Below are 13,427 nucleotides of genomic sequence, written 5' to 3' on the forward strand. Positions count from 1 at the left end.
CAATAGGGATTTAACGAGGTACGAGAAAACAGGGACTGGCCCGGTAATTTATTGGATGTGGGACGCGGCAACCGAAGATTGTTCGGCCCCGATTTCAGTAAGGGCCTGCACAAGCTGTACGTTTTCTTCCGCAGTACCAACCGTGAGGCGAAGGCAGCCGGCGCAGCCGGGCTGGGTGGTGCGGTTGCGCACAACAATGCCCCGACTGCGGAGCTGGTCATACACGCCAGTAGCATCGACGGTGAAGCGCACCAACAGAAAGTTTGCATCGGAGGGAAAAATATGCTCCACGATGGCCAACTGCGCCAGCTTTTCAACGAGCCAACGACGGCCGTCCAGCAATTCTGCGCGCATTTCGGGCAACTGTGGCGCGGCAGCCAGGGCGGCCAGCGCATGCTGCTGGGTAGCGGCCGAGATATTATACGGCGGCTTGATTTTGTCGAGGTAAGCAATGAGCTGAGCCGATGCATACGCCACACCCAGCCGCAAGCCGGCCAGGCCCCAGGCTTTGGAGAAAGTCTGCATTACTACCAGGCGCGGGAATTCGGCCAGGCGCGTAATCCAACTGGGCGCATCGGCAAAGTCGGCGTAGGCTTCATCGACGACGACCAGGCCCCGGAAGTTGCGCAGGATGGTTTCGATGGCCTCCTGCGCCAGCAGATTGCCGGTAGGGTTATTCGGCGAGCACAGGAAAACCAACTTGGCGTTGGAAGCGGCTAGTTTTTCGGCGGCATCGGGGGGCAGCTGGAAATCGGCGTTCAGCGGCAGACGTTCCACGCGCACATCGTTGAGATTGGCGGCCACCTCGTACATGCCGTAGGTGGGCGGGCAGATTACGATGCTGTCCTGGCCCGGCGTGCAGGTGAGGCGCACGAGCAGGTCGATGGCCTCGTCGGAACCGTTGCCAAGGAAAATCTGGTTCGGCGCTACGCCTTTGAGGCGGGCCAAATCGGCCTTGATGGCACGCTGGTGCGGGTCGGGGTAGCGGCTGAAATCATCCGGGCCGACGGAACCCAGGCTGTTCTCATTGGCATCGAGCATGACCGGGGCCATGCCCTCAAATTCGTCGCGGGCCGAGGAATATGGCTGCATCCGCTCCACGCTGGGGCGGATGAGGCCGGCGTAGGGATTCGCCAGCGTAACGGCAGCAGCCGGGGAAGCACTAGAATTCAGCGCAGCCAGTCGCAGGGTGACGGCGCGGGCGTGCGCGGCCAGGCCTTCGGCTTCGGCCATGGTTTCCACTACCGGGCCGATGACTTGTAGGCCCTGAGCCGACAGGCGCTGGAAGGTGATTTTTTTGACGAATGAATCGAGCGACACGCCGCTATACTGGCGGGCATAGCCACTGGTGGGCAGCGTGTGGTTGGTGCCGGAGGCGTAGTCACCCACAGCTTCCGGTGTGAGGTGGCCCAAGAATACGGAGCCGGCATTGGTGACCTGGGCGGCGAGAGCATCCGCGTTGTCGGTGGCCAGGATGAGGTGTTCCGGGGCGTACTGGTTGGAGAACTCCAGCATGCTGTTAGCATCCGGCAGCAGAATGGCGCGGCTGCTTTCCAGCGCCTGCGCGGCCACGTCGCGCCGGGGCAGCAGGGCCAGCTGGCGGGCTACTTCGGCCTGCACCTGCTCTAGTACCGCGCTGGAATCACTCAGCACCACCACTTGCGAATCGGGGCCGTGCTCGGCCTGCGACAATAAATCGGCAGCGACAAAAGCTGGGTTGGCACTGGCATCGGCAATGATTAACACCTCCGAAGGGCCGGCGGGCATATCGATGGCCACTCCGAATTCGGCGGCGGCCAGTTGCTTGGCGGCGGTGACGTAACGGTTGCCGGGACCGAAGATTTTATCCACGGCGGGCACGGTGGCCGTGCCCAGCGCCAGCGCCGCCACGGCTTGCGCCCCGCCGGCTTTCACTACTTTATCGATTCCCAACAGCTGCGCTACGAATAGGATGACCGGGCTCACCGAGCCGTCGGCTTGCGGCGGGGTGCACACCACTACCTCCGGGCAGCCGGCCAGCCGGGCCGGCACGCCCAGCATCAGCAGCGTGCTGAACAAAGGGGCTGAGCCGCCGGGCACGTATAAACCTACGCGTTGCACCGGCACCGCCCGGCGCGAGCACACCACGCCCGGCATGGTTTCAACCCGCAATTCGGGCTCACGCTGGGCGGCGTGGAAGGCTTCAATGTTGGTTTTGGCCTGGCGGATGGCGGCCTGTAAATCGGCCGGAACCAGGGTGGCAGCTGCGGCAAATTCAGCTTCGGAAATCAGCAGGCTGGCCAGCGTGGCTTTATCTAATTCGGCGGCTAACGTCAACAGCGCGGCATCGCCACCGGCGCGAACCTGCTCAAAGATGGCCCGGACGCGGGCGGCTACCTGGGGCGCTTCGGCGGCGGCAGGGCGCTGCTGGAGCGCGGGCCAAGTGCTGGGGTCGGGATAGGAATAGAGCTGCATGGCGAACCGGGCTAGGCAATCATCTTTTCGATGGGCAGCACGAGAATGCCCTCCGCACCCACGGCTTTAAGCTGGCTGGTGATGTGCCAGAACTCATCCTCCTGCACCACCGACTGCACCGAAACCCAGCCGGCCTCGGCCAGCGGCGTGACGGTGGGCGACTTGATGCCCGGCAGCAGGCGGCGCACTTCCTCCAGGGCCGACACGGGAGCATTCAACAGAATGTATTTGCTGCGCTTAGCACGACGCACGGCCTGCATCCGGAACTGGAGTTGCTCCAGCAGGTCCTTTTGCTCGGCGGTGAGGTTGGGCTGGGCAATGAGCACGGCCTCGGAACGGAAGACGGTTTCAACTTCGCGCAGGCCGTTGCCGAGCAAGGTCGAGCCGCTGCTCACGATGTCGCAAATAGCCTCAGCTAGGCCAATGCTGGGCGCGATTTCAACCGAGCCGCTAATGGTGTGCAGGTTGGCCTGCACGCCGTGCTCGGCCAGGTAGCGGCCGAGGATATTGGGGTACGAGGTAGCGATGTTCTTGCCCTGCAGCGCTTCGATGGACGGATAAGCATCGGCGCGGGGCACGGCCAGGCTCAGGCGGCACTTGCTGAAACCAAGGGTTTCGACTTCGAGGTTGGGATAGCCGGCTTCCACTAGCACGTTCTGGCCCACGATGCCGAGGTCGGCCACGCCGTCCTTCACGTAACCGGGGATGTCATCGTCGCGCAGAAACAGGATTTCGAGCGGGAAATTGGTGGCTTCCGTTTTGAGCTTGTAGGACGTGCTCAGGAAATTGATGCCGCACTCGCGGATAAGGGCAAGAGAGTCCTCGCTCAGACGGCCGGACTTTTGAATAGCTAAACGGAGCATGAAATGGGGTAACTAGCGGGCGCGGCCCCGATGGGGCACACATTGGATATAGCCCTAACGCAATTTAGACGGCGTATGGCTGAATTTCCCGCAAAGTGAAATGGTGAAGCCCGGGGCACGCACCCCGAACGCGGCGGTGGAGACTCGGGCAACCGGTGCTAAGCTAGCACCCGGCACACAACCCGGCCTCCCACAGATGGTGGTGATGATGACCGTGGCCCACAACGGCGCAGCTGCCAGCCGAAGCGGGAAGCGAAACCAGTGAAAACGAAAAGGCGAAGGCGGTCATTGCGGCTGCAAAGGTAATTCGGAAAGCCAAACGGGCAAGTCCGGGTAAAGGTTTCAGGTGTAGCGTGGACTTTGTCGTCCGCGCCCTCACTCCTGTGGTCCGGCCTGCCTGACTCAGGGCTGCGGACTACAAAGTCCACGCTACACCTGAAACGGCGCTAAAAGCGCGCAATCATCCGCAGATTAATTATGCGCTGCGAGAGGTAGTTAGGCACGGAATACGTCACCCCATTCACGTCCTGCAAATAGCTATAGCCGGCCACGTTGTTAGCGCCAAATACGTTGAGTATTTCCAGGCCCAGCCAGAGGCTTTCGAAGCTGTAGAAATGGGCTTTGGGCGCGTTGTTATTTTTCAGGCCAACTACTTTGGAGAAGCCCAAATCGACACGGTTGTAGCTGCGGGTGAGGTCGGCGGTACCGCGCCGGTCGGGCAGGTTGGGCGGGCTGAACGGCAGGCCGGTGCCGAATACAAAGTTGACATAGCCGCGCACCGATGGATTATTCGGGAGGTGGTCCTGAAAGAAAATGCCCACGTTCAGACGCTGGTCCTGCGGACGGCGGATGTAGCCCTTGGGCTCACGGCCGGTCACCTTGCCATTGGCATCGACTACGTTCATCGAGTCGCCATCCACATTTTCGCGGGTCGTGAGTACGCCGAGGCTGAACCAAGATTCGGCCCCCTTCACAAATTCGCCGCTGATGCGGGAATCGAAGCCGGCGGCGTAGGCGCGGGCATTGTTCTTAGCAAAGTAGCGCAGACGCACGTTGTCCACGTCGTAGGGTACCACGTCGGTGAGGTACTTATAGTAGGCTTCGGCCGAGAACTTGAACGGCCGGCCGTACTGCTGGAAGCTGATTTCCTTGCCCACGATGAAATGGTAGGATTTCTGGGCGCGCAGCTCCACGTTCAGGTTAGCGGTTTGGATGAGGGGCTGGGTGGGGTCGGTGCGGTCGCCGGCCTGGTTGCGCAGCTCGCGGTAGAACGGCGGCTGGTAGTACACGCCCACCGCCGCCTTGAACGAGCGGTTGGGGTGTGAGCGGCTGATTTGCGAGAACTGCACCCGGGGGCTGATAACCAACTGGCCGTTGGTAGTCCAATAGTGCGCCCGCGCCCCGTAGGTGAGCGTGGTCAGCGAATCGAGGTTCCAGGTGTCCTGCACGAAGCCCTGGGTGCGGGTGCTTTCCAGGCTCAAGTCCGATATCAGACGGGTGCGGCGGGCATCGGGCACGAAATCGGCTGAGTCGGCGAAGCTATACTCGTCGAGCTTGTCAGTAATTTTTTCGCGGCCGATTTTAGCGCCCCAGCGCACGGTGTGGTTGGCGGCGGGCGTCCAGCGGCCCCGGGTTTCGGCCGTGAAAATCCGAGCTGTGAGATTGTTGCGCGAGTGCTTGAACTGTGAGCCGATGTCGCGTTGGCGCACGGCTTGGTTGAAATCGGGCGAATTAGGGTCGCGGTTGATTTCGGCGAAGGTGTAAGCCGCTTCCACGTCGCGGTACTCAAACTCGCGCGAAACCAGGGCCGAGCCCAGAAGCTCCATTTGCAGCTTCGAGGAGAAGTCGTGCTTCAGGTTCAGGCCGGTTTGGTAGGTATCGAACTGCATCCGCTCGCGGCCATCGTAAGCGATGAACACGCGGGTGAACTGGTTGGTCCCGGTCGAGAACGTGGCTTGGCCAGTTTCGGGCGAGAAACGGTAGTCGTTGTGGGCCACCACGCCGAGCAGGCCCAGCGTGGTGCGCTGCATGTCATCCTTCTTGCCCAGGCCGATGTTCACGAAGGCTTGCGCGTCGTAGAAAGTCGGGTTGTAGCCGCCCTGCGCTTGTTTCAGCGAACTCAGCACGTACTGCGCATTTTTGTAGCGCACCCCGGCCAGGTAGCTGACGCGGCCATTGGCCGAGCGGGCTTCGGCGTGGGCCGCGCCGCCCACCAAGCTGGCCGTAAGCGAGGCCGCAAACTTCTCCGGCGTCTTGTAATCCACGCTCAGCACCGAGGCCAGCTTGTCGCCATACTTCGGCTGCCAGCCGCCGCTGCTGAACTCTACCTGCTTCACCAAATCGGGGTTGATGAAGCTCAGTCCTTCCTGCTGGGCTGAGGTAACGAGAAACGGCCGGTAAATCTCGAAACCATTGACGTACACCAGGTTCTCATCGTAGTTGCCGCCGCGCACATTGTAGGTGCTGCTCAACTCATTATTCGACACCACGCCGGGCAGCGTCTTCAGAATGGCGTTGAAATCGCCAAACGGCGAAGGGAGCTCCTTAGCCGAGCGCGGGTCGATGCGCGTGATGCTGACCTGCTCACGGGTATCGGCTTGGTTGGAACGGCCGGTCACGCGCACGTTACTCAACGCCTTGGTATCAAGGCGCATGGTCAAGCGAAAGGGCTTGTCAGCATCAGCAGGCAGCCGGAGCGGCTGCCGCAGCGTGATAAAGCCCAGGCGGCGCACCACCAGCACCACATTCTGGCCCGCCGCCGGCACCCGGACGGGCAGCGAAAACGTGCCATCGGCATTGGTATTGGTGCCGCCGGGCTGGCCCTCCACTCCCACCGCCGCCAGCTCCAGCGGCTGCCCGCTGGCATCGCGCAGCGTGCCCGTGAGGGTCACCAGCGTGCCCGGCGTGGTTTGTTCCGGACTGGTGACCTGCGCCTGAACCGTAGTTACCAACAACGGCCCCAGGGCCAGGCTGCCCAGCAACGCCAGGCGGCACTCAACTTTCCTAATAACTGGCACTGACGGCAACGTGGTTTGGGTTGGGCGGCGTAGAGGGTTGTTTCACGGGGCTAAAACGAGCAGGTCGCCCAACTATTGCCGGCGGCCGGCGGCTACCGCGTCCATTTCCAGGCCGGTCAGGTGGTCGCGCAGCCTGGCCAGCGTGGCCACCGGCCCCTCGGGCGCGCTGAACACGAAATTGCCTGCCACCAGCACATCAGCCCCGGCTTCCACCAGCGGGCCGGCGTTGTCCATGTTCACGCCGCCATCCACTTCAATCAGCGCATCCGAGCCGGTATCAAGCAGCAGCTCTTTCAGCATGGCCACTTTTTTCAGCGTATTCGGTATGAAGGCCTGCCCGCCGAAGCCCGGGTTCACCGACATCACCAGCACCACGTCGAGGTCGGCGGCAATGTCTTCGAGCAATGACACCGGCGTGGCCGGGTTCAGAGCTACGCCGGCCCGGCAGCCCAGCTGCTTGATTTGCTGCACCACGCGGTGCAGGTGCAGGCAGGCTTCGTAATGCACCGTGATGCTGCTGGCCCCCGCGTCGCGGAAAGCGGCCAGATAGTGATGCGGCTCCTCAATCATGAGGTGCACGTCAATTGGTTGTTTAGCGTAGCGGGCCACGGCTTGCAGCACGGGCAGACCAAACGAAATATTGGGCACAAACCGGCCGTCCATCACATCAAAGTGCAGCCAGTCGGCGGCACTGGTCGCGAGACGCTCGGTTTCGGCTTGCAGGTTGGCCAGGTCGGCGGCCAGAAACGATGGAGCCAGCAAGGGCGTGCGGCGGGATGCATTCATGGGCACGAAGATACACAACCGTGCGCTCCTTAAATACGGGCAGGCGCCCACTTCGGCGCTACTTTTGTGGCGGGCCACCACGCCTGCTTCCGTTCCCCGCGCAGTGCTTGCCGGGTGGCTTCTTTTCACCTCCTCGTTTCTCCGTGCCTCACCTCGTCCCCCTCCTTATTCGCGGCATCAACAACCTTTCCGATGCCCGCTACTGCGCCGGCATGGGTGCCGATAAACTGACCTTTATTCTCGACCCCAGCCTGCCCGGGCACCTCGACACCAAGAGCGTAAAAGAGCTGGCCGGCTGGATTGCCGGAGTTGAACTGATAGGTGAGTTCGACCATCTCAGCGCCCATGAAATTAACGCAATATCCGCCGAATGCAGCCTGGATGCCGTGCTGCTACGTACCCCACGAACCGACGAGGAATTAGCCGAAATCGCTCCGCCGGTGTATATAGAATTAGCAGCAAATTCTACGGCCTTGGCTAAGCCCCTGCCCGCTTCGCCCGTTGGTTTTTTACTGGAATTACCCGCGGCCGAAACGCCGGAAACACTCGCCGCGCTGCAACATCTCAGCTCACAAAATCCGCTGTGGCTCGGCCCAGGTCTGCAACCAGACCGCGCCCGCGCCCTAGCCACTTCCCTCCCATTAGCCGGCCTCGTGTTCCCCTCGGGCGACGAAGTGAAGCCCGGGCTGCGCGATTTCGACCAGTTGGAGGCCGTATTTGAGGCACTGGAAACTGAATAAATTGGCCCCGTTTCTAAGCGAAACGCCCCCGCAGTACCATTCCATAATGGTTTCTGCGGGGGCGTTTCGTTTGACGCTAAGCCGGGCTAGTTTATGTCAGCCGAAACTGCACGTATTTGATGGGCACCCCAATGGCACGGTACTTTCCTTCAAAATTGGTCTGAATAGCCTGCGCTTCGGTGAATTCCGGAGCCGTTTCCGCGTACAAATCCCACGTAAACCGCTCAACGGTAGTGCCGGGACGGGCCGCCAATGTTTCGAGCGTGTATTCAAAAAGACCCTCATTATCAGTCTTCAAGTGCAGCAGGCCGCCCGAGGTTAACAATTGTTCATAGAGCCCCAAGAAGCGTGGCGAAGTCAGCCGGCGCTTGATATCGCGGTCGCGGGGCCGCGGGTCGGGAAAGGTTATCCAGATTTCATCCAGTTCGCCGGGGCCGAACTGCGCGGCCAAAGCCTCAGCCCGCATCCGCACAAAGCCGACGTTGGTCAGGCCCATTTCGGCGGCGCGGGTGCTGCCCCGCCAGATGCGCTCGCCTTTGATGTCGAGTCCCAGAAAATTGCGGCTGGGATGGCGCTGGGCCAGGCCTACGGTATATTCGCCCTTTCCACAGCCCACTTCCAGGGTCAGCGAATGGGGCTCGCGGAAGAAATCGGTACGCCAGCGGCCACCCAGCTGTTCGTATTCGGGCTTACCCGGCTCAATGATGTCGGGACGGGAGGCGTTATCGGTAAAACGCTGAAGCTTAACTCGGGGCAAATCAGTAGGTATGTGTTGTGGTACAAAGGTAAAGCAGACCGATTAGGCGGTGGCGTATAGTTCCTCCACCTCGGCTACCACGAAGGTGCTGCCGCCAATGAAAACTACATCGGCCGGGCCGGCGGCGGCTCGGGCTGCCGCTACCGCCGCCGCTACCGAGCCGTAGGCCTGCCCATGCAGGCCTAGCAATGCTCCTTGCTCAGCCAACTCGCCAGCAGGCAAGGCCCGGGGAATAGTAGCCGCGCAGAAATAATAAATACCCTCCTTTGGCAATAAAGCCAGCATGGAAGCCACGTCCTTATCGTTCACCGTGCCGATTACCAAATGTAAACGCTCATGCGGAAGCCGTTGTAATTGAGTGACTACTGCTTTCAAGCCGGCTGCGTTATGCCCCGTATCACAAACCACCAATGGCTGGCGACCGATGATGCTCCAGCGCCCGCGCAAACCCGTAAGCGCCGTTACCTGGCGCAGGCCGGTGCGCACGGCCGCTTCCGTGATGCGGAATCCCAAGGCCCGTAGCTCATCCAGAGTGGCCAGCACGCCGGGTAGGTTGAACTGCTGGTAGTCGCCGGGCAGACCCAGTTCGGCATCGGGCAGGTAAGGGCGGCCATGCTGGCTGATTTTCAATGGGCGCAGGCCAGTTTCAAGCGAAGGCTCGGCAGCAAACGTTGCCTGATATATTTGGTCGGCAAAAACGAGGTGCGCGAGCTTCGCGGCGGCTTCGTTCCGGAATACCTGCGCTACTTCGGGCTGGGTCTGGCTTACCACTACCGGCACGCCGGGCTTTACGATGCCGGCTTTCTCGCCCGCAATTTCGGGCAGTGTATTGCCCAGCAGCGCCTGGTGGTCGAAGCTGATGTTGGTGATGAGCGACACCAGCGGCGTGATGATGTTCGTCGAATCGAACCGCCCGCCCAGGCCAACTTCCACAATGGCAATGTCTACTCGCTGCTGCGCGAAGTAGTCGAACGCCAGCGCCACGCACATCTCGAAGAACGACGGCTTGATTTCTTCGAATAGTGGCCGCCAGCGGGCCACCCACTCCACCAGATACGCTGGAGTCAGCTCCTGCCCATTCACCCGAATCCGCTCCGTGAACTCGCGCAGGTGGGGCGAAGTGTACAGGCCCACCTTATAGCCGGCGGCCTGAAGCACCGCCGCCAGCAGGTGCGAACTGCTGCCTTTGCCATTAGTGCCGGCCACGTGCACACTCCGGAACTTCCGCTCCGGATGCCCCAGCGCTTCAGCTAAGGCCAGGGTATTGCCGAGGCCTTTTTTGAAGCCAGCCGCGCCCACCCGCTGAAACATGGGCAGTTGCTCGTAGAGATAAGTAAGGGTTTCTTGATAAGTCACAGGGTAGTGAAAACGAGGAGAAAGCACAAATTAACGGCATTCCGGGCTTATGCCCACAAAAAAGCCCCGCCGTCTGCTAACAGACGACGGGGCTTGTATCGGCTTTCAGAAAGGCTATTTAACCGAAAATTTAAACGTATAAAAACCCGTTGCGCCCCCGGGGGCCGAATTGGTTTTGATAAAATTGGTATCGAGAAGTTTGTCGCGGCACAGCTTTTCCTGCGCGGGCGATACGTTGCCCGACACCTTGGTCACTGACTCCACTTCGCCATCCGCCGTAATCTTGATTTTGAAGCGAATGACGCCCGAGTTGTCATCCACCGATTCAACGACCGGCTTGCTCTCGAAGCGCCAGCCGCTCATTTCGAGGCCGCCGCTGCCCGGGCTGCTGCCACTACCACCCCGGCCGGGAGCCCCGTAAAGCGCGGTAGCATCGAGCGTACCATTCGGGTCGCCCTGGTCGCCCACGGTGCCCGGATGGTCGCCGTTATTGTTGCCCGTGGGGGCATTGCTGGTGCCATTTACGCCATTGCCGCCGCCGGTAGCGCTGCCTTTGGGAGCGAAGGTCACGGCTACTTTGCGAGGCACTTTCGGGGCAGCTTTTACTTCCTCTTTGGGTGGCGCGGGCGTTTCAACCGGTGCGGCCGATACGGGGCTTTCTTCAGCCTCGCTGGTGATTATCTTCTCCTGCGAGGGCGGCGTGGGGTCGGGCGTGGCCACAGCTACGGGGCGTGGCTGCGGGTCGGGGCTGGCCTGGGGCGGGCGGCTGTCTTCGCGGGTGGGCGAGTTATTGGCCGTAGCCATGCTCTGCACATTGCCCGAGCCCGCCTCGTCGAGGCCGTAGTTCAGTTCCACGCCATCGCCGCCCCCCAAGGGGGCCAGTGGCGGGTTCGGGCCTTTGAAAACGGAGAAAATGAACAGCAGCAACAGCACCCCATGTACTACCAGGGTGCCAATCAGGCCTTCGCGGCGGTGCGGTTCTTGATAGTCGATAGCCATGATGCAGTGTGCGCTTTACCAGCTAAAAACGGATTATTTACCGGCCGCCTGCTGGGCCTGGGTGGCCATCACCATTTTCAGCTTGAGCCGGTTGCCAATCTCTAAAATGTCAACCAGCTTCTGAACGTTCAATGAGGCATCGACGCGCAGCACGACGGTAGGCTGCTCGGTGGTTGGGGCATTGCCGACCAAAGCCACCAGCTCGGGCTCCACATTGCCGGGCGCGACGGGCTTTTTGTTCACAAAATACTGCCCGGCCGCATCCACCGAAATGGTGATGGGCTGCTTCATCACCTGCTTGCTGGATTTAGCATTCGGCAGCAACAGCTTAATTACGTTGGGGTTAACCAGCGTTGAGGCAATCAGAAAGAACAACATCAGGAAGAACATGATGTCATTCATGGCCCCGGTTTCGACGTGCGACGTGAGACGGTGACGGCGGGAAAGATTCATAACTATTTGAGTTATGAGTTAAGAGTTAGGAGTTAAGCGTTAAGAGTTAACGAAGCGAATCCGAAGACTCAGGCGACGCCAACCCTTAACACTTAACTCCTAACTCTTAACTCAATTAGTTGTCCTGCAGAATGTCCATGAACTCAATGGCCGAGTTTTCCATACGGAACACCATGCGCTCAACCAGAATGCTCAGCCAGTGGTAGCCAACGTGGGCAATGATGCCAACGATGAGGCCGGTAGCTGAAGTCACGAGCTTGACGTACAGGCCATCAGCCACCTGGGGGATACCAAACTCCTTGGTAGCGGCAATGGAATAGAAAATCTTGATTACCCCGATGATGGTACCCACGAAGCCAATCATCGGCGCGATGCCGGCGATAATGCCCAGGATGCTGATGTTTTTTTCGAGGCGGGCGATTTCAATTTTGCCCACGTTTTCCACGCTGGTTTCGATTTCCTTCAGCGGCAGGCCGATGCGGCGCAAGCCTTTCTCTACCATGCGGGCCAGTGGCGAGGAATTCTGCGCACAATAGAGCTTGGCCCCGGCCAAGTCGCCCTTCACCATAAGCGAACGGATGCCGGCCATGAAAGCATCGGGGTTGCCGGCGGCCCGGCGGATGGTGAAATAACGTTCAATAATAATGTAAACCGAGAGAAGCGAAAGGGCTACCAGCGGAATCATTATCAGTCCACCGCGTAGCAGCAGGTCGATGACGGGGACACTGGTATCGGCAATTGGAGCAGCAGCAGCGGCGGCAGTATTAACAGTATCGGCAGCGGCAGGAACCACTTGCAGGAGGAATACGGACATGCGGACGGTTAAAATTTCAAGGTATTGTAGTCACAGTGCGTGCTCACGCGCAGGCGCTGGGCTTCGCGCTGGGCAGAGGCCATGTCGGGGTAGTCAGCGGCAGTGAGGCGGAACAGCCGGCTGCCAAAGGGCGGCAGAATGATGTGCGAGGCGTGGCCACTTTTGGCCAGCAGCTTGCGCCCCTGCTCGGCACCGGCCAAGCTGCGGTAAGCCCCAGCGATGACGTAGAAACGACCCGTGCGGCTTTTAATTGTAACGGCGCTGGCTGTGGCGGCCGGGGCTTTGGCCCGAACAGGGGCCACGGCCGGCGCTACCGGTGCGGCGGCGGCAACCGCAGGAGCCGAATTGACAATTTCTTTGGGTGCGGCCGGAGCTGCTTCAGTTACTGCGGGTGCAGCGGTGGTTACGGCTTTCGGGGTTTCCTTTTTAAGTGGCAGGCTGGCCGGGGCGATGCTGTCGCTTACCATTTCCGGCACTGGCTGCGCGGTGGTATTTTCTACCGGCGTCATGCCTTCCGCGGGGCTGGTGCTGCTGTTGGCGGTGGTGCTGTAATCCTGCTGGCTCAGCGTGGCCTGCTGGGGCTCGGTGATAACTGGAGTGATATTGCCGGATTGGCGCTGCGCCCACTCCCACTGCGGCATGGCAGCCTGCCAGCTCACGGGCAGGTAGCCGGTTTTCAGCGCGACCTGATAGTTGGCCAGCAGCAACAGGCTTGCGGCCACGGCAATGATGCTGGCCGGCAGCAGCCGCGCCAGGGTGGAACGACGGGCTCCACCGCTGCGCAGGATGGGCTGCGCGCTTTTGACGCGTGCATCGGCCACGCGCACGGGGCGGGCGGCCAGCTCCGGCAAGCCAAAAGCGGCGGCCAGTAAATTATCGGTGCCGGTATATTCGAATGCGAGACCCCGGCCGGCGGCACGGCGGAAAATACCAATGCCAGGCAACTCGGTCCGGTTGGTTTCGTCGAGCTCCTGCTGGAGGCCGGCCACGGCGGTGCGCACGGCTTCACGGGCTTGCGCAATAGAGAGACCCAGGTGCTGGCTCAGGGCATCGACGAGCAGGCCGTCGTTGCGGGTCAGGGCTTGGTTAAAGGCCACCAGTTTGGTGGGCGGACTCAGGGCTTGGCGGCCGGGTTGCGCGCGAGCCGACGACACATCGGCCACCAATCCCCCGAAGTCCGGAATAATC

General features: G+C 60.9%; 11 protein-coding genes. 1 reads left to right on the forward strand and 10 read right to left on the reverse strand.

Features of this window, described 5'->3' with window-relative positions:
• Positions 1–48: 48 nt before the first annotated feature.
• The 4 genes from hisD to rpe form a co-directional block, all read right to left on the reverse strand.
• On the reverse strand, positions 49–2,454 hold the full coding sequence (gene hisD / locus AAFH49_RS16320) for a histidinol dehydrogenase (protein WP_342299838.1): 2,406 nt from the start codon (positions 2,452–2,454) through the stop codon (positions 49–51).
• Positions 2,455–2,465: 11 nt separating this feature from the next.
• A complete protein-coding gene (gene hisG, locus AAFH49_RS16325) occupies positions 2,466–3,317 on the reverse strand; it encodes an ATP phosphoribosyltransferase (RefSeq protein WP_342299840.1) in 852 nt (283 codons plus the stop codon).
• A 446-nt stretch (positions 3,318–3,763) separates the two neighbouring features.
• Positions 3,764–6,334, reverse strand: coding sequence for a TonB-dependent receptor (locus AAFH49_RS16330; protein WP_342299842.1), 2,571 nt, complete (start codon positions 6,332–6,334; stop codon positions 3,764–3,766).
• Between the two features lie 72 nt (positions 6,335–6,406).
• A complete protein-coding gene (rpe, locus tag AAFH49_RS16335) occupies positions 6,407–7,120 on the reverse strand; it encodes a ribulose-phosphate 3-epimerase (RefSeq protein ID WP_342299844.1) in 714 nt (237 codons plus the stop codon).
• Positions 7,121–7,263: 143 nt separating this feature from the next.
• On the opposite strand from rpe, the gene AAFH49_RS16340 reads away from it, so the two are divergent.
• A complete protein-coding gene (locus tag AAFH49_RS16340) occupies positions 7,264–7,860 on the forward strand; it encodes a hypothetical protein (RefSeq protein ID WP_342299845.1) in 597 nt (198 codons plus the stop codon).
• Between the two features lie 91 nt (positions 7,861–7,951).
• Here the strand turns inward: AAFH49_RS16340 and trmB are convergent, their stop codons facing one another.
• The 6 genes from trmB to AAFH49_RS16370 all read right to left on the reverse strand — a co-directional run.
• Positions 7,952–8,617 (reverse strand): tRNA (guanosine(46)-N7)-methyltransferase TrmB, encoded by a 666-nt coding sequence (gene trmB, locus AAFH49_RS16345; RefSeq protein ID WP_342299847.1) that lies wholly within the window; start codon positions 8,615–8,617, stop codon positions 7,952–7,954.
• A 42-nt stretch (positions 8,618–8,659) separates the two neighbouring features.
• Positions 8,660–9,973, reverse strand: a complete 1,314-nt coding sequence (locus AAFH49_RS16350) for a bifunctional folylpolyglutamate synthase/dihydrofolate synthase (RefSeq protein ID WP_342299849.1) — start codon at positions 9,971–9,973, stop codon at positions 8,660–8,662.
• 114 nt (positions 9,974–10,087) lie between these two features.
• Entirely contained in the window at positions 10,088–10,972 is an 885-nt protein-coding gene (locus AAFH49_RS16355) for a hypothetical protein (protein ID WP_342299851.1), read from the reverse strand.
• A gap of 33 nt (positions 10,973–11,005) precedes the next feature.
• Positions 11,006–11,425: an ExbD/TolR family protein gene (locus tag AAFH49_RS16360; RefSeq protein WP_342299853.1), complete on the reverse strand. Its 420-nt coding sequence runs from the start codon at positions 11,423–11,425 to the stop codon at positions 11,006–11,008.
• 115 nt (positions 11,426–11,540) lie between these two features.
• Positions 11,541–12,239 carry a MotA/TolQ/ExbB proton channel family protein gene (locus AAFH49_RS16365; protein WP_342299855.1) on the reverse strand — a complete coding sequence of 233 codons (699 nt, stop codon included), beginning with the start codon at positions 12,237–12,239 and terminating at the stop codon, positions 11,541–11,543.
• Positions 12,240–12,247: 8 nt separating this feature from the next.
• A partial coding sequence (locus AAFH49_RS16370) for an HU domain-containing protein (RefSeq protein ID WP_342299857.1) occupies positions 12,248–13,427 on the reverse strand: 1,180 nt, incomplete at its 5' end.

This window comes from Hymenobacter segetis (genome assembly GCF_038448715.1).
Taxonomy (GTDB): domain Bacteria; phylum Bacteroidota; class Bacteroidia; order Cytophagales; family Hymenobacteraceae; genus Hymenobacter; species Hymenobacter segetis.